Annotated in this window: 16 protein-coding genes; 10 read left to right on the forward strand and 6 right to left on the reverse strand. The window is 34.9% G+C overall.

Annotation, left to right across the window (positions count from 1 at the left end; translation table 11 throughout):
• Positions 1 to 248: 248 nt before the first annotated feature.
• The 4 genes from Q4Q34_RS03720 (at position 249) to Q4Q34_RS03735 (ending at position 2,876) form a co-directional block, all read left to right on the forward strand.
• On the forward strand, positions 249 to 554 hold the full coding sequence (locus Q4Q34_RS03720; RefSeq protein WP_303319149.1) for a DUF6520 family protein: 306 nt from the start codon (positions 249 to 251) through the stop codon (positions 552 to 554).
• A 358-nt stretch (positions 555 to 912) separates the two neighbouring features.
• On the forward strand, positions 913 to 1,368 hold the full coding sequence (locus tag Q4Q34_RS03725; protein ID WP_303319226.1) for a MauE/DoxX family redox-associated membrane protein: 456 nt from the start codon (positions 913 to 915) through the stop codon (positions 1,366 to 1,368).
• A gap of 329 nt (positions 1,369 to 1,697) precedes the next feature.
• Positions 1,698 to 2,477 (forward strand): hypothetical protein, encoded by a 780-nt coding sequence (locus Q4Q34_RS03730; RefSeq protein WP_330444579.1) that lies wholly within the window; start codon positions 1,698 to 1,700, stop codon positions 2,475 to 2,477.
• 99 nt (positions 2,478 to 2,576) lie between these two features.
• Entirely contained in the window at positions 2,577 to 2,876 is a 300-nt protein-coding gene (locus Q4Q34_RS03735) for a DUF6520 family protein (RefSeq protein ID WP_330444580.1), read from the forward strand.
• Between the two features lie 175 nt (positions 2,877 to 3,051).
• Here Q4Q34_RS03735 and Q4Q34_RS03740 read toward each other — a convergent pair whose 3' ends face one another.
• The gene (locus Q4Q34_RS03740) at positions 3,052 to 4,641 is read right to left on the reverse strand and encodes a T9SS type A sorting domain-containing protein (RefSeq protein WP_330444581.1); all 1,590 of its coding nucleotides are present in this window, start codon (positions 4,639 to 4,641) and stop codon (positions 3,052 to 3,054) included.
• Positions 4,642 to 5,649: 1,008 nt separating this feature from the next.
• Here Q4Q34_RS03740 and Q4Q34_RS03745 point away from each other — a divergent pair.
• From Q4Q34_RS03745 to Q4Q34_RS03765, 5 genes are all read left to right on the forward strand, one after another.
• Positions 5,650 to 5,952, forward strand: a complete 303-nt coding sequence (locus Q4Q34_RS03745; RefSeq protein ID WP_303319224.1) for a DUF6520 family protein — start codon at positions 5,650 to 5,652, stop codon at positions 5,950 to 5,952.
• 303 nt (positions 5,953 to 6,255) lie between these two features.
• A complete protein-coding gene (locus Q4Q34_RS03750; RefSeq protein WP_303319223.1) occupies positions 6,256 to 6,561 on the forward strand; it encodes a DUF6520 family protein in 306 nt (101 codons plus the stop codon).
• A gap of 187 nt (positions 6,562 to 6,748) precedes the next feature.
• A complete protein-coding gene (locus tag Q4Q34_RS03755; RefSeq protein WP_303319226.1) occupies positions 6,749 to 7,204 on the forward strand; it encodes a MauE/DoxX family redox-associated membrane protein in 456 nt (151 codons plus the stop codon).
• A 329-nt stretch (positions 7,205 to 7,533) separates the two neighbouring features.
• Positions 7,534 to 8,313, forward strand: a complete 780-nt coding sequence (locus tag Q4Q34_RS03760; RefSeq protein WP_330444579.1) for a hypothetical protein — start codon at positions 7,534 to 7,536, stop codon at positions 8,311 to 8,313.
• 99 nt (positions 8,314 to 8,412) lie between these two features.
• The gene (locus Q4Q34_RS03765; RefSeq protein ID WP_330444582.1) at positions 8,413 to 8,724 is read left to right on the forward strand and encodes a DUF6520 family protein; all 312 of its coding nucleotides are present in this window, start codon (positions 8,413 to 8,415) and stop codon (positions 8,722 to 8,724) included.
• A gap of 170 nt (positions 8,725 to 8,894) precedes the next feature.
• On the opposite strand, the gene Q4Q34_RS03770 is transcribed toward Q4Q34_RS03765, so the two are convergent.
• Complete coding sequence (locus tag Q4Q34_RS03770) at positions 8,895 to 10,484, reverse strand: T9SS type A sorting domain-containing protein (protein WP_330444583.1); 1,590 nt, start codon at positions 10,482 to 10,484, stop codon at positions 8,895 to 8,897.
• Between the two features lie 1,230 nt (positions 10,485 to 11,714).
• On the opposite strand from Q4Q34_RS03770, the gene Q4Q34_RS03775 reads away from it, so the two are divergent.
• The gene (locus tag Q4Q34_RS03775) at positions 11,715 to 12,023 is read left to right on the forward strand and encodes a DUF6520 family protein (RefSeq protein ID WP_303318436.1); all 309 of its coding nucleotides are present in this window, start codon (positions 11,715 to 11,717) and stop codon (positions 12,021 to 12,023) included.
• Between the two features lie 537 nt (positions 12,024 to 12,560).
• On the opposite strand, the gene Q4Q34_RS03780 is transcribed toward Q4Q34_RS03775, so the two are convergent.
• From Q4Q34_RS03780 to Q4Q34_RS03795, 4 genes are all read right to left on the reverse strand, one after another.
• Positions 12,561 to 13,289, reverse strand: coding sequence for a hypothetical protein (locus Q4Q34_RS03780; protein ID WP_303318437.1), 729 nt, complete (start codon positions 13,287 to 13,289; stop codon positions 12,561 to 12,563).
• Between the two features lie 21 nt (positions 13,290 to 13,310).
• Positions 13,311 to 14,642: a TlpA family protein disulfide reductase gene (locus Q4Q34_RS03785; RefSeq protein ID WP_303318438.1), complete on the reverse strand. Its 1,332-nt coding sequence runs from the start codon at positions 14,640 to 14,642 to the stop codon at positions 13,311 to 13,313.
• A 101-nt stretch (positions 14,643 to 14,743) separates the two neighbouring features.
• Positions 14,744 to 15,220, reverse strand: a complete 477-nt coding sequence (locus tag Q4Q34_RS03790; RefSeq protein WP_303318439.1) for a protein-disulfide reductase DsbD domain-containing protein — start codon at positions 15,218 to 15,220, stop codon at positions 14,744 to 14,746.
• Positions 15,221 to 15,235: 15 nt separating this feature from the next.
• A complete protein-coding gene (locus Q4Q34_RS03795; RefSeq protein ID WP_303318440.1) occupies positions 15,236 to 16,669 on the reverse strand; it encodes an FG-GAP repeat domain-containing protein in 1,434 nt (477 codons plus the stop codon).
• Positions 16,670 to 16,675: the final 6 nt, after the last annotated feature.

Genomic DNA, 16,675 nt, shown 5'->3' on the forward strand with positions numbered 1-16,675 from the left:
TTTAGAGAAAAGACACTTATTTTATACCTTTTTATTAATAAAGAAGATTCGACTTTAATACCTACTCTTTTTTATATCGAACTCACCTTAAATTTTTTACTTCCTGAAAAACCAGAATAAAAGGTGTAAAGCATAAAATTAAATACCTAATACCAAACACCAAAATATTGAAAAATCAAACTGTAGTCAGGGCTAAGGCCGAAAACCTGTAAAATAGAGTAGGTCATTAATTTTTAAATATCTTTATTATGAAATCTAAAATTTTTAAAATCGTTTTACCGGCTTTTGCTTTGATGTTAGCTATCACTGCATCACTTGCTTTTACACCTGCCAATGATCATGTGGTTGAGGATGGTATTTTAGTTAGTACAGCGTACTTCAGAAATGGTATTCAAAACCCTTGTTTACAGTTATTCCCTGTTTCCTGTCAACTTGAATTTGTAGAAGATCAGATTTGTGCAGTTAATATAAATGGCCTTGATCGCGCATTATTTTTTACTAAAATACAGGCTTTGCCCTCTTGTGTTACTTTGTTGTATAAATACCAAGAATAATCTTTTAAGTATAAGCGAAAAGGTGTCTGAAATGGTCACCTTTTCTGTTTATTTATTGTCTGTTTATAGTTTGTGTTTATTTGTAAGACTCAGATTAAATAGTCTTTATAATATTTTTCTGGTCTCAAGGCTCGAGATATGAACACAAGAATATTAGGAGGCATAAGTCTGCATTAACCCCGATAGCTTAGGAGCAGAATTAATCTGCCTACAAGTTCAACTTGCAATTTTGAGTGTTCTCGATGTGAAATCTAGAGAGATTTACTAACAAATCCCTCCTAGACAAGTCTTTATCCATTTAAAATAAATTTTATCCTGCACCTTTGTAAGGTTCTTAAACAATTCATTTGTTATCGTTATGAAAATTAATAGTAAGTATAAAAACGCTCTGTTAGAAGTTATTTGTTTTCTCTATATACTCTTATTTGTATATGCGGCCATGAGTAAACTATTGGTCTTTGATGAATTTAAGATCCAGATTGGACAATCTGCCATGTTAACCCCTTTTGCGAGTATTATTGCTCTGGTAATCCCTTCTCTTGAAATACTCATTGCCCTACTTTTACTTGTTCCCCGTTTTAAACTCTTGGGAATGTTTGCTGCCTTTAACCTCATGGTCATGTTTACGGCCTATATCTTTATTATTTTAAATTTTAGTAATGATATCCCATGTTCTTGTGGCGGGGTACTCGAAAAAATGGGATGGACAGAGCATCTATTCTTTAACATCGCTTTTGTTATTCTGGCCTTTATCGGTATCCTTATCCTAAACGAACAAAAAAATTATATCACCCCTAAATATGCCTCCTTATGACTCTAAAAAAGCTTTATGGATCTCTTTTGCTCTGTACTATTGGTAGTATTGGGCTTATGGCTCTTTTGTTTGTTTTTACTAAAAAAAGTATTACTAGGGATAATAGTTTTAAACGGGGGTTTCTTTATAATTCCCCTGAGAAAATCCATGAACTGGATCTTGAATATAATGGGTATTATATTGCTGGCGCAGACCAGGAACAAATCTATCTGGGAAGCCCAGGATCGCCTTTATTTCTGACGGTTGTAGACTCGGCCCTTCAAAGTAAAGAGGTGATTCACTTATCTATGGATCAGGATAGCCTCCCCATGCGTTCGCCTCAGCTTCGGGTGGTCCCACCTTACTTCTTTTTAACCGATGGGACCATTCCTTATATTCTTAGAGGGAATACTAAAGACTGGAAGGCACATTCCATGCTGGATGATCCCCTTTATTTTACCAATGCACAGCCTATAGACTCGGTCACTTTGGCGATTCGGGCTATTAGCAATAAAACGAATGAGTTTGTACTAGGGACTATAAAACTTGAAGACTCGGCTACTATGAGACTCTCCCATGAGCTTTTACAAAAACAGGTGGATGGACTTTTTGATGTCGATGGCATGCTTCAATACAATCAACAGCGGAAGCAAATGGTGTATACTTACCGTTATCGTAATCAATATATCGTGGCTAATGATAGTCTCCAACTTCAATTTCTTGGTAAGACCATAGATACCATTAGCCAGGCACAAATACAAGTGGGTACTATTGCTTCTAAAAACAAACATAAAATGGCCGCGCCTGCCCTTACCGTGAATAGAAACAGTGCCACCTCTGGAGATTATCTTTTTATAAACTCCAGAAGGCTGGGACAATCGGAGTCGCTTGTGCTATGGGAACAGTCTTCGCTTATCGATGTCTATAATATGGAGAAAGATCGCTATGAATTTAGCTTTTATGTGGAAGATATAGATGAAAATAAACTAAAATCGTTCTTTGTGCTTCATGATAAATTTATAGGCCTTATTGGGAACCATATGGTTACTTATCAACTGGGTGATCATTTTAAACAGAAACCGCCGTCTACCATTATGGCACAAAAACAAAAGACGGATGACCAAAAATAAAAAAAACATACTGGAATACCAGAAAACAATACTGCAGTCAGGGCTAAGACCGAAAACCTGTAAAATAGAGTAGGTCGTTAATTTTTAAATATCTATATTATGAAATCTAATTTTTTTAAAATCGTTTTACCGGCTTTTGCGCTTATGTTAGCAATCACAGCTTCGCTGGCTTTTACTTCTGCTAATAATGATGTGGCTGAGGAGGAGGATGCTGTTACTATAGCGTACTACAAGGATGGTATTGGTAACCCTTGTGTAGAGGAAAGCCCTGTTTCATGTCAAGTTGAATTTGTAGAAGACAAGCCTTGCACAGTTTTAATAGATACTGTTGAGCGTCAATTATTTCAGAATCCAACACAATCCTCTTGTACTGTTCTTTTGTATGAACTACAAGAATAATCTTTTCGAAGATTAGTGAAAAGGGTGTCTTTCTTTAGACATCCTTTTTTTAGTGAATCTTATATTTTATAAATTTGCATAATAAAACTTAATAGTTGGCTATCTGCAACCCTTTCACTAAAAAGGTATCACGCGATACCAACACCACAAACTGTACCACTGGATGTTCCTCTACTTACTTTTTAATAACCTTTTTAGTTTCCATGCCTAAACTGGTATGTATCTGTAAAAAATAGAGTCCTTTTGATAAATGACTCACATTAATGCTTTCCTTTTTACTCTTGAATACCAACTGTCCTAAATTATTATATACGTTTATATATTTTAAATCTGGTACATTTTTAACATATAACGTATTTCTTACAGGATTGGGGTATACTCTTGCTTTTTCAGACCTATCTACATCTGTAACAGATAATGATTCTGATAGAGATACTGATAAATTATCAAATCGGAAAGCTACATTTGATGTTGTTGTAACTGTAAAGGCTGTAATATCTTTCCAGTTTAAAGCTACTGTGCCTCCCGGAGCTGCACCTCCCACTAAGGGCACCACTACAGGTGAGTTGCTACCGCTAGTTGGGGTAAAGGTGTAATCTCTGTCCCAACCATGCCCCTCTACAGGTAAAACAGAATAGACATCAACCGCTTTATCAAAGGTAAAGGTAACCGAAGTACTACTACCTGTTTTAAGAACATTACCAGATGAACCTTTAAAACCGAGACCGTCATATACATAAGTATTTCTAGGATCCGTACTATCATCATTTTTAAATGTCACTGTAATACCATCTATAATCTCTGTGACATTGTTACCGTTATCTACTGCTGTTTCCCATCCAAATACAGTGGGGTCATCAAACCTATGGATTGATAGATTGTCAAACAAAAACTCTAAAGCTCCTGGTGCTGAAACCGTAAAGGATGTCACATCGATCCAGTTTAAAGCCACTGTTCCTGCCGCTCCACCTGTAAGTGGTACCACTTTTGGTAAATTATCACCTCCTGTCGGGGTAAAGGTTAAATTTTCATTCGTACCAAACCCATCTCTTGGTATAATGGATTTGATGGTTACAGCCTGATCAAAGCTAAAGGTAACCGAAGTTGTTAATCCGCTTGATAATGCGACATTTCCAGTTGTTCCTCCAACCCCTGAACCATTATCATGTAAAGAAATATCTATATCTGAAACTGTAAGGGTAATGCCATCTATGGTTTCGGTGATCGTGTTCCCGTTATCTACTGCATTCGTATCAAAATCAAATACACTGGGATCGTTGATGGCATATATTGATAGGTCATCAAATAAAAATTGTATACTTCCCATTGATGATACCGTAAACGATGTTACGTTAACCCAGTTTAAAGCTACTGTTTCTTCTGGTGCTGCTCCACCTTCCAGTAATACCGTAACTGGTGAATTATCACCTCCTGTTGGAGTAAAGGTTAAATTTGTATTCGTACCATTTACATCTATTGGTATAATGGAATTAATGGCTACGCCACGATTAAAGCTAAAGGTCACTGAAGTCGTTGTTCCGCTTGATAATACCACATTTCCTGTAACACCTCCAAATCCTATACCGCTATCAAATAAAGAGATCCCGGCATCTGAAACGGTAAGTGTAATACCATTTATGGTCTCGGTGATATCGTTTCCGTTAACTTCTGCATTGGTGTCAAAATCAAATACTGTTTGAGTTTGAGCTCCAACTATATTAATAACAAGTGTTAGTATTGCAAAAAGGCATGTCGCTTTCTTCATAATTTAGTTAGTTTAAGAGTGCTGCTATTAATCTAAACTATTCAAAATTTGAACTTTTTTAATTACTAGGTTCTTTTGTTATAACAATAAAAAAACAAAACGGGTAGTATAATTTAAAAGGTATTTTATTCTAACTTTTCTAATTTACGATTTATACTTATTTGCAAAGGCTATATCTAACTGTTTTTATGACGCCTTAATTTATCGATAAACAAGGGGAAAAGACACTAGATATAAGGCTTAACATTAAAAACCTAAACTCTTTATTTACAACTTATTGAATTTTTTTATGAAAATATTTTTTTTTCAAGGATGGAGATTTTTTTGAACCACTATTTTATAATAGGCTTTAACCCTCTTTATGTATTGGAGCTTCTTGATGAAGTTTTCAGATGCAATAAAATACGGTATTTTATAAGTTTTTGCTTAGCACCGCTTAGGTGATAGCAAAGCGCTATACTTTGCAGTAGCTGGATGCTGTAATCGTTTTTCAAATGCATTAAGTGGGTTTAATATAAGGTACTACCAGATACCAAAAACATTTATCCTAAATTTAACCCAGAAGGTTCTGTAAAGGCAAAAATTGGTACTCAAAATGATGTTTTACCAACAAATCCTTCTTATGCAAGTGTTTATCCTTTTTAAATAAATTTTATTCCGCAACTTTGTAATATTAATATACAACTTGTTATTTATTAATATTCATGGGAAGTACAAAAACGTCTATTGGATTTTATGTGTTTCCTGTTCATACTCTTATTTGTATACGTTTCATTGAGTATTATATCTTTAATGACACTTTTCTATAGGGCTTATTAGTAGTCATATTGTTACTAATTAGAGTTTTAAGCAAGAACCGTCATCTCTCATAATGGTTCAAGACTTAAAATCCAGTAACAAAAAACAAAACTTAAAAAAATTGACATTCCGATAAATAATACTGCAGTCAGGACTAAGACCGAAAACCTGTAAAATAGAGTAGGTCATTAATCTTTAAATATCTATATCATGAAATCTAAAATTTTTAAAACCGTTTTTCCTGCTTTTGCATTTATGCTAGCTATCACGGCTTCACTTGCTTTTACGTCTGCTAATAATGATGTGGTTGAGGAAGAACATACTAAAATCACTAAAGCCTACGTCAAGGCTGGTATTGGTCAGCCTTGTCAACTTGTAACTCCTGTTTGCTGTCAAGTTGAATTCGCAGAAGTACTTTGCACTATTAATATAAGTGGTATTGACCGCCAATTATTTAAGACCAGAACACAGACCTCTTGTAATGGTTTATTGTACGAATACGAAGAGCATTAATCTTTCAAATATTAACAAAAAGGTGCTTTGGACAGGCATCTTTTTTTAGTGCAACCCATGTTTTTCAAGCTTGTGAGCTAAAACTTCATGTTAAAAATAAATCCCTCCTAAACAAGTATTTATCCATTAAAAATAAACCTTATCTCGTACCTTAAATTTATGAAAATTCATAGTTAAGCATAAAAGCGTTTATTAGAATTTATGTGTTTCCTGTTTATACTTTTATTTCTAAATACTGCAGTCAGGGAGAAGACCGAAAACCTGTAAAATAGAGTAGGTCATTAATCTTTAAATATCTTTGTTATGAAATCTAAAATTTTTAAAACCGTTTTTCCTGCTTTTGCTTTAATATTAGCGATCTCTGCTTCACTTGCTTTTTCACCTGTTAATAATGATATGGCTGAAGATGCTACTAAAATTACTACAGCTTACTACAAAAATGGTATTGGTATACCTTGCCCATTGGTAACTCCTGTTTTATGTCAACTTGAATTCGTAGAGAACCAGGCTTGCACAATTCAAGTATCAGGTACTGATCGTCAATTATTTTTGATTCAAACACAGAACTCTTGTGTTACGCTTTTATATAAATGTCAATTGCCTGAATAGTTTTTCAAATATATCAGTAAAAAGGTGCCTGTCTTGGGCACCTTTTTTAGTTAAATTCTTGCCTTATAAGTTTATACACAAAACTTCATGCCAAAAACAAATCCCTCCTAGACAAGTCTTTATCCATTTAAAATAAATTTTATCCTGCACCTTTGTAAGGTTCTTAAACAATTCATTTGTTATCGTTATGAAAATTAATAGTAAGTATAAAAACGCTCTGTTAGAAGTTATTTGTTTTCTCTATATACTCTTATTTGTATATGCGGCCATGAGTAAACTATTGGTCTTTGATGAATTTAAGATCCAGATTGGACAATCTGCCATGTTAACCCCTTTTGCGAGTATTATTGCTCTGGTAATCCCTTCTCTTGAAATACTCATTGCCCTACTTTTACTTGTTCCCCGTTTTAAACTCTTGGGAATGTTTGCTGCCTTTAACCTCATGGTCATGTTTACGGCCTATATCTTTATTATTTTAAATTTTAGTAATGATATCCCATGTTCTTGTGGCGGGGTACTCGAAAAAATGGGATGGACAGAGCATCTATTCTTTAACATCGCTTTTGTTATTCTGGCCTTTATCGGTATCCTTATCCTAAACGAACAAAAAAATTATATCACCCCTAAATATGCCTCCTTATGACTCTAAAAAAGCTTTATGGATCTCTTTTGCTCTGTACTATTGGTAGTATTGGGCTTATGGCTCTTTTGTTTGTTTTTACTAAAAAAAGTATTACTAGGGATAATAGTTTTAAACGGGGGTTTCTTTATAATTCCCCTGAGAAAATCCATGAACTGGATCTTGAATATAATGGGTATTATATTGCTGGCGCAGACCAGGAACAAATCTATCTGGGAAGCCCAGGATCGCCTTTATTTCTGACGGTTGTAGACTCGGCCCTTCAAAGTAAAGAGGTGATTCACTTATCTATGGATCAGGATAGCCTCCCCATGCGTTCGCCTCAGCTTCGGGTGGTCCCACCTTACTTCTTTTTAACCGATGGGACCATTCCTTATATTCTTAGAGGGAATACTAAAGACTGGAAGGCACATTCCATGCTGGATGATCCCCTTTATTTTACCAATGCACAGCCTATAGACTCGGTCACTTTGGCGATTCGGGCTATTAGCAATAAAACGAATGAGTTTGTACTAGGGACTATAAAACTTGAAGACTCGGCTACTATGAGACTCTCCCATGAGCTTTTACAAAAACAGGTGGATGGACTTTTTGATGTCGATGGCATGCTTCAATACAATCAACAGCGGAAGCAAATGGTGTATACTTACCGTTATCGTAATCAATATATCGTGGCTAATGATAGTCTCCAACTTCAATTTCTTGGTAAGACCATAGATACCATTAGCCAGGCACAAATACAAGTGGGTACTATTGCTTCTAAAAACAAACATAAAATGGCCGCGCCTGCCCTTACCGTGAATAGAAACAGTGCCACCTCTGGAGATTATCTTTTTATAAACTCCAGAAGGCTGGGACAATCGGAGTCGCTTGTGCTATGGGAACAGTCTTCGCTTATCGATGTCTATAATATGGAGAAAGATCGCTATGAATTTAGCTTTTATGTGGAAGATATAGATGAAAATAAACTAAAATCGTTCTTTGTGCTTCATGATAAATTTATAGGCCTTATTGGGAACCATATGGTTACTTATCAACTGGGTGATCATTTTAAACAGAAACCGCCGTCTACCATTATGGCACAAAAACAAAAGACGGATGACCAAAAATAAAAAAAACATACTGGAATACCAGAAAACAATACTGCAGTCAGGGCTAAGACCGAAAACCTGTAAAATAGAGTAGGTCGTTAATTTTTAAATATCTATATTATGAAATCTAATTTTTTTAAAATCGTTTTACCGGCTTTTGCGCTTATGTTAGCAATCACAGCTTCGCTGGCTTTTACTTCTGCTAATAATGATGTGGCTGAGGACACTACTATTGAAATTACTACAGCGTTCTACAAAAATGGTCTTGGCAACCCTTGTGTACTGGTAAATCCTGTTTCATGTCAAGTTGAATTTGTAGAAGACAAGCCTTGCACAATTTCACTTCAAGGTGTTGATCGTCAATTATTTATGACTGAAACACAAACCTCTTGTACTGTTCTTTTATATGAATGGGAGGGCCCACAAGAATAATCTTTTCAAAGATTAGAAAAGGGTGCCCTTTTTTGGGCACTTTTTTAATGAATTCATGTTTCATAAGTTTGCTAAAACTTTATGATTGAGTCAACTAGCAGCAAGTTAATCCATTCACTAAAAATTTCTACTGTAAGCAATTTTTGAAACGTTCGATCCCACGACGATGACTATTTCTTGATAACTTTTTTAGTTTCTGTACCTAGACGGGTATGTATCTGTAAAAAATAGAGTCCCTTTGATAAATTGCCCATATCAATACTTTGCTTTTTACTCTCTAATACCAATTGCCCTAATTTATTATACATTTGAATCGATTTTAAATCCGATATATTTTTGATATGTAGCATATTTTCTACCGGATTAGGGTATACTCTTGCTTTTTCAGACCTATTCACTTCTTCAACAGATAATGATGTTGATAGAGATACTGACAAATTATCAAACCGAAAATGTGTATTAATTGGTGATGTTATCGTAAAGGCTGTAATACCTGTCCAACTTAAGGATACGGTATTTCCTGGAACAACACCTTCCACTAAAGATACCACTACTGGGGAATTATTCCCCCCAGTAGGAATAAAGGTATAATTTATATTAGCTTCAGCCGCTTCTAATGGAAAAACAGAATAAATATCAACCGTTTTATCAAAGGTAAAGGTCACCGAAGTACTACTACCTGTACCAAGAATATTATCAAAAATACCTTTCCAACCAAGGCCTTCTGTCACAAAAGTATCACCAGCACGTGTACTATCATCATTTTTAAATGTCACTGTAATACCATCTATAATCTCTGTGACATTGTTACCGTTATCTACTGCTGTTTCCCATCCAAATACAGTGGGGTCATCAAACCTATGGATTGATAGATTGTCAAACAAAAACTCTAAAGCTCCTGGTGCTGAAACCGTAAAGGATGTCACATCGATCCAGTTTAAAGCCACTGTTCCTGCCGCTCCACCTGTAAGTGGTACCACTTTTGGTAAATTATCACCTCCTGTCGGGGTAAAGGTTAAATTTTCATTCGTACCAAACCCATCTCTTGGTATAATGGATTTGATGGTTACAGCCTGATCAAAGCTAAAGGTAACCGAAGTTGTTAATCCGCTTGATAATGCGACATTTCCAGTTGTTCCTCCAACCCCTGAACCATTATCATGTAAAGAAATATCTATATCTGAAACTGTAAGGGTAATGCCATCTATGGTTTCGGTGATCGTGTTCCCGTTATCTACTGCATTCGTATCAAAATCAAATACACTGGGATCGTTGATGGCATATATTGATAGGTCATCAAATAAAAATTGTATACTTCCCATTGATGATACCGTAAACGATGTTACGTTAACCCAGTTTAAAGCTACTGTTTCTTCTGGTGCTGCTCCACCTTCCAGTAATACCGTAACTGGTGAATTATCACCTCCTGTTGGAGTAAAGGTTAAATTTGTATTCGTACCATTTACATCTATTGGTATAATGGAATTAATGGCTACGCCACGATTAAAGCTAAAGGTCACTGAAGTCGTTGTTCCGCTTGATAATACCACATTTCCTGTAACACCTCCAAATCCTATACCGCTATCAAATAAAGAGATCCCGGCATCTGAAACGGTAAGTGTAATACCATTTATGGTCTCGGTGATATCGTTTCCGTTAACTTCTGCATTGGTGTCAAAATCAAATACTGTTTGAGTTTGAGCTCCAACTATATTAATAACAAGTGTTAGTATTGCAAAAAGGCATGTCGCTTTCTTCATAATTTAGTTAGTTTAATTTTTGGTTAGTTTTGAACGATCTAAGTTTTCCTAAATGATGAGGAATAGTATTTTTAATTAGCAAAATTCTTGTTGTAGTTGTTGTTGAAAACACCTTCATTTTAACGAAATTATTCATTTTAGGTTACTTTAGACTGTTCTTGTTAACACAACATTTCCAAAAAAACGGGTGGTATAATTTAAAAGATATTTTATTATAACTTTTCTACTTTACGGTTTACACTTATTTTAAGGGCTATATCTGACTGTTTTTATGATATCTTAATCTTATCGATAAACAAGGAAAAAGATACTAGATATAAGGTTTAAGATTAAAACCTAAATTCTTTATTTACATCTTATTGAATTGTTTTTATGAAAATATTTTTTTTCAAGGAAAAAGATTTTTTTGAACCACTATTTTATAATAGGTTTTAAATCACTTTATGCATTGGAACTTCTTGATGAAGTTTTCAGATACAGTAAAGTATGATATTTTATAAGTTCTTGCTTAGCACCGCTTAGGTGAAACTTAAAAATGTAGCAAAGCGCTATACTTTGCAGTAGCTGGATGCTGTAATCGTTTTTCCAATGCATTAAGTGGGTTTAATATAAGGTACACTACCAGATACCAAAAACATTTATCCTAAATTTAACCCAGAAGGTTCTGTACAGACAAATTTGGTGCTCAAAATGCAGTTTTACTAACAAATCCTTCTTATGCAAGTGTTTATCCTTTTTAAATAAATTTTATTCCGCACCTTTGTAATATTAATAAACAACTTGAACGTGAATCTTGAATAAGAAAATTTATGTCAGTTAGAGTGATTTTTGCAAAAAATCGTATCGAAAACCTGTCTGCCGACCTTTAGGCAGGCAAGTAAATTTTCGCCCAAAAAAGCTTCTCGATACAAAATTCTTCCAGAATTTCACTCGAAGTGACATCTTGAACTCTTAAGCAAGATTCACATTATTTATTAATATTCATAGGAAGTATTAAACATCCATTAGGTTTCATCTAATTCTTATTTATAATCATAGCATTATTTATAAGCTGAGAGGTCACTTCAAAGGGAATAAAGCCTTCCGTTTTAACGGCTCAAATACAAAAACTCTAGAATACTAGACTTTAGAACACACACACTAGCATTCCGATAAATAATACTGCAGTCAGGACTAAGACCGAAAACCTGTAAAATAGAGTAGGTCATTAATTTTTTAAATATCTATATCATGAAATCTAAAATTTTTAAAACCGTTTTTCCTGCTTTTGCACTTATGTTAGCTATCATGGCTTCACTTGCTTTAACTTCTGCTAATAATGATGTGGCTGAGAAAGAAGAGGATGCCACTAAAATCACTATAGCACTCTACAAAAACGGTATTGGTCAACCTTGTGTAGAGGTACAGGATGTTTGTTGTCAAGAAGAAGTCGCAGAAGAGCTTTGCACAATTAACGTAAATGGTATTGACCGCCAACTATTCAAAGCTCGAACACATACCTCTTGTAATATTCTTTTGTATAAATGGCAAGGGTATTAGAGAAAGAGATGCTGTCTGAAAAGTGATTGTGATTTACTTTGCCAGGTTGAGCTTGTCGAAACCAGTATTGATTATCAAAAAAGTTAAAATATTTAGACAGAATATGCGTTGAGCCATGTCGAAGTACTCAATATGACATTGATATTTGCTCTTCAGGCAGCCTCTTTTTTTAGTAAACCCATGTTTTACAAGTTTGCATTATAAAGCACATTAAAGTCAATAATCTTCGAGGCAGATCTATAACGCTTTTTAGGTTATAATTTATATGATCGAACCTACCTCTTTTAAGCAAAATTAGTATTTCGGCAAACTCAATGCCAGCCCTGTTATCAAAAAAGTTACAAACTTTCACAAGTTAGACATAGTAGCTCTTGAGCTACGAAACACCAATAATTAATTAACACATATGATACGACATCTCAACCATGCCTTATTGTGTATCGCATTAGTTTTTTATGTGGAAGTATAATCAATTAAAAAAATCGAAAAGAAATTTAGTTAACAACTTTTCAAACAATCATAATTATTTAATAAGACTTAATAATTATTAATCCGTATCACAGTATTTCTCACTCCGAATGGAAATCCAAAATCTAATTCACGCAAAACCAGTGTTAGATTCTTCTTAGTTGATACATCTTTGTTAATATTATCCATATCCAAAGGGTCTAGGGTAAATCTGGATAATAAATTACCTGAAAGACCTCTAAACTCAAAGGTATAACTACCATCTGCTTTCTTAGCTGGAAAGGCTATATAATCAGAAGCAGACTGGAAATCCAATCCAGAAACACTAATAGTGTTTTCTTCTGGAACCTCAATATCTATCGGTCCTGCAGTTTTAGACAAGTTTACAAATCGAACCCCTACAAGACTGTCTGTAAATTGTTTAACATTATCTTCTATTAAAAGGCCCTCTTCGCTGCCCGAAAATCCATAAAGATATAGTGAGTGAATTCCTGGTTTTAAATTTAATGATTCAGAATAAATCGGGTTTAAGGTATCACTTTCTGAAACAACTTCTACTTCACTATTAATACTTGCTTTAACAGTGAAATTTGAGAAAGCATTGAAATCTATTTTTGCCTCTGTTGTTGCATATTGAATGGGGTTAGTACCTGTCTTAACAATGACACGAGGCACACCATTAATAATATTGATGACTTTAATAGTTGCTAATTGCGTAATATCATTATCTTCTTCACTGCAAGACAATGCTATCGAGGTAAAGAAAAATACAATTACTAATTTAAAAATTGATTTCATAAGTTCGGTTATTATTGTTTTTTATTCTTCTTCTAACTCTAAATATTTACGAATCAATGGCTCTAGCCTTGCGCCACGTGCATTGGTGTCTACAATAACACCTTCTTTATTTAACAACCATACTGTAGGTAATGCTTTAATTTTATACAAGGCGTGAAAGCTTACAGAAGCCTGTGATCCCTTGTCTAAACGTTGTGGCCAATTGGCTCCAGTCTTTTTAAGGATATCCTGTATACCACTTTTGGCAGCATCGTCATTGGCAGCAATCCCAATCACTTCAAAGCCTTGATCACGGTATTTATCATATAATTTTCTAACATGCGGCATTTCCTTAATACAAGGCCCACAATAAGTTGCCCAAAAATCAATAAGTACGACTTTACCACGCATAGTAGCAAGATCTATATGGCTACCATCCATAGCTGTAAATGTTATGTCTAGAGGCTTAGCATGGTCCATTATTTTTAAAGCCTCTATAGCGGCTATATTTTCACTCGCCAATTTATGCAAAGTTTTAATACCTATTTGGTCTGCTAATGTATTATGAGTCCCCGTGGTCTCATAAAAATAATGCCAATAGGTATCTGAAGCAGTTACAGAATAATTTTTGATAAATCCTAAAACACTTTGAACACATTCAGAGACTATTTCCAATACGGCATATTTATTAACAAAACGTTCTAATCGTAAACAGATGTGTTGCCAATATTGTACTTCAAAACGGTTCCAATAATTAGCTTCTGATTTTTCTTTTATTAATTTTTGATCTAACTTCAAAGCATGATTGAGCTCACGTTTAATCAATTGAAATTCGGCAACTGCTTTAGTCTCCATATCTACATTGGAATTAAGCACACTACTCACCATATCATCCCCTGTTTGTCGCCATTGTTTATATGCTATATCATCTACAGGTACTAACCGTAAAGCTCTTTTAAAATCTTTTGAAGGAATGATAGCTATAACCGCTTTTAAACTATCAGAAACTACTTTCGATATAAACGAAGGTTCTGCATAGGGACTAAAAAACATGGATAAAGCCTGACCACGACGTGTATCTTTTGGGTATTTGTCCCAAAATACTTTTACTAGTCTTGAGCGATTTTTCATCAATTCATCCATATATCTTCGCCTTTCTATAACATCCCCCTTTTTAGAAGCCTGATAACCAGTCCCCAAATTAGACATAACATCAATTAATTCTTCCCAGTCTATATCGGCTTGTGTTTTTATAACTGGTGTATTGGTAATTGCCTTTTGTGCCTGTATGGTGCTTGTAAAGCAGATAAGCGTGAGTAGTAATACCGTCGCATATTTTGGTAATTTTATTTTATTATATATTGTTGTTTTCATACGTTTAATTGTTAGTTATGGTACTTCTAACTATCTATAAATAAGTCTTTGTTCTTCGTTCTAACTAAGAAGCGGTCTTGGTCCTCTTTTAAAATCATACATCATCTAACTTTAATCACTACATCTACTTTTTCCCTAACCGGTGGATAACAGATATCACCATTACAAGTTTGATAGATGATATTGGCTTTAATAGTATGTTTACCTGATACTGCACCCTTTTCCACCTCAAAATTTTGGCACATACGTACGTCCTTACCACTATAGGTATCAAAAAATCTATTTTTATCCGGTAGCTCTAACCCGTTTATTTTTTTTACCCCCTCTGGTACTTTAAAGGTTACTTTGGTAGGAATTTTTCCTTTTGAGGTATTAAGCGCAACGGGTGCATATACATACCAACTGGGTTGGATATTAAACACGGTATTTATAGTAAACACATCTCCTACCTGTACCATTTCCGGGGCTTCTATAGTATAACTCACAGGGTCCTTTGATGCTTCTTGTGCCATCACAAACGAACTCATCATACTTACTAATAAACAATATGTCAGTGCGATTTTCACTTTATAAAACATAGTTAACTATTTTAATTATTGATCCTTTTTTGTACCTAACATCACATACACATAACCTTGATGAGCTAAATCTTTATTTTTATAGCCATCATTTCCATAATAATGTTTAATTAATCTTCTTTTTGATGATTGATTGGGCTTACTATCCCATTCCTCATCATTAAGACCTGATTTTTTCTGGAATGCTTCAGCCCCCTCTATTTGCTGTGCGATGGTGCTTTTCATGCTAGCAGAATCATATGCTGGATTTAACTTAGAAATCCCCGTATCAATTTCCCATTGCCATGATAATTTATGGTTGAATTCACCGTTTAATGTTGCTACGCTTGTGCCTATTAATAGATCATTGACCCCATCATTATTCCAATCGGCCACAGATACATTAAGCCAACTGCCAGGAAATGCTTTCTCACCATCTTTTGCTGTAAACAAAGGAATACCTGCTTTAAATTGAAATTCTTCTGATATTTTTACGCCCTGATAAAATGTCACAGCGGCATGACCTGCTTCTGAGTAGTGACCTGTCAATAAAATATCCAACACACCATCTCCGTTCCAATCTACCACATAAGGAACCGTAAGTGTTCCAGAAAGAACTGATGAGTCAAGAGGCTTCCCGTCTAAACCTTTTAGCTGTTTTCTTTTTCCAAATTTAGGAGCTGATTTAGTACCTAGGTTTTCGCTGAACCGCAATCCTGCTCCCCCAATAATCATATCTAAATCGCCATCAGTATCAAAATCGCCAAAAGCTGCTGCCGAATAAGTCCAATATGATGCTCCTTTAGGGTCTGTCATGGGCAGTGAATATTCCCTTGATTTATAACCAATCAAGGGGTTGTATATTTCTTCAAGTTTGATGCCTGGTAAAAATCCTTCGTCACTACCACGAAACCAAGTAATATATCCGGGATTGAATTGTCCTGTTAATAAATCGGTGAAACCGTCGTTATCTAAATCCTCAAAACGCGGTGTAAATGCTAAGCAACACCATGTATAAACAGATAAAGGTGTCCCCGAACTCGTCTCTAAATCATCTATGGCTCTAGCGTAATTAAATTGGTCATTAAACTCAGGAAGGCTATCAGTACCTATGTTTTGGTATACTCTTACAAAGTTTCCTACAGGTCCTAATTTAGATTCCAAACCACTGGCGAATTCGCCAATAAGTAAATCCTTTTTTCCATCATCATCCCAATCGTATATGGCTGGCGCTGCCCATCCCATACCTTCACCCATGACCGGTTTGGACGCGCCCATAATTAATTGGGGGTTACCCAATTTAGGAGCACCTGGAATATCTGCCTGAATAAGTTCAGGGAATTCATTGGGTGTTGTAGTTGTATTAGAGACAGATACTAGGTTAGTGTTATGCTCTTTGGTTGATTGCGCACAACTTTGAATGGTTATAACACATAGCGTGAAGGTTGTTATTAGAATTGTTTTTTTCATTATAAA

Origin of the sequence: Flavivirga abyssicola (genome assembly GCF_030540775.2) — a bacterium.
Classification (GTDB): Bacteria; Bacteroidota; Bacteroidia; order Flavobacteriales; family Flavobacteriaceae; genus Flavivirga; species Flavivirga abyssicola.

Excerpts from the sequence above, each read along its gene's own strand:
- Q4Q34_RS03740 (WP_330444581.1), bottom strand. The coding sequence starts at position 4,641 with ATGAAGAAAGCGACATGCCTTTTTGCAATACTAACACTTGTTATTAAT.
- Q4Q34_RS03720 (WP_303319149.1), top strand. The coding sequence starts at position 249 with ATGAAATCTAAAATTTTTAAAATCGTTTTACCGGCTTTTGCTTTGATG.
- Q4Q34_RS03780 (WP_303318437.1), bottom strand. The coding sequence starts at position 13,289 with ATGAAATCAATTTTTAAATTAGTAATTGTATTTTTCTTTACCTCGATA.
- Q4Q34_RS03770 (WP_330444583.1), bottom strand. The coding sequence starts at position 10,484 with ATGAAGAAAGCGACATGCCTTTTTGCAATACTAACACTTGTTATTAAT.
- Q4Q34_RS03795 (WP_303318440.1), bottom strand. The coding sequence starts at position 16,669 with ATGAAAAAAACAATTCTAATAACAACCTTCACGCTATGTGTTATAACC.
- Q4Q34_RS03750 (WP_303319223.1), top strand. The coding sequence starts at position 6,256 with ATGAAATCTAAAATTTTTAAAACCGTTTTTCCTGCTTTTGCTTTAATA.
- Q4Q34_RS03775 (WP_303318436.1), top strand. The coding sequence starts at position 11,715 with ATGAAATCTAAAATTTTTAAAACCGTTTTTCCTGCTTTTGCACTTATG.
- Q4Q34_RS03765 (WP_330444582.1), top strand. The coding sequence starts at position 8,413 with ATGAAATCTAATTTTTTTAAAATCGTTTTACCGGCTTTTGCGCTTATG.
- Q4Q34_RS03725 (WP_303319226.1), top strand. The coding sequence starts at position 913 with ATGAAAATTAATAGTAAGTATAAAAACGCTCTGTTAGAAGTTATTTGT.
- Q4Q34_RS03745 (WP_303319224.1), top strand. The coding sequence starts at position 5,650 with ATGAAATCTAAAATTTTTAAAACCGTTTTTCCTGCTTTTGCATTTATG.
- Q4Q34_RS03755 (WP_303319226.1), top strand. The coding sequence starts at position 6,749 with ATGAAAATTAATAGTAAGTATAAAAACGCTCTGTTAGAAGTTATTTGT.
- Q4Q34_RS03785 (WP_303318438.1), bottom strand. The coding sequence starts at position 14,642 with ATGAAAACAACAATATATAATAAAATAAAATTACCAAAATATGCGACG.
- Q4Q34_RS03735 (WP_330444580.1), top strand. The coding sequence starts at position 2,577 with ATGAAATCTAATTTTTTTAAAATCGTTTTACCGGCTTTTGCGCTTATG.
- Q4Q34_RS03790 (WP_303318439.1), bottom strand. The coding sequence starts at position 15,220 with ATGTTTTATAAAGTGAAAATCGCACTGACATATTGTTTATTAGTAAGT.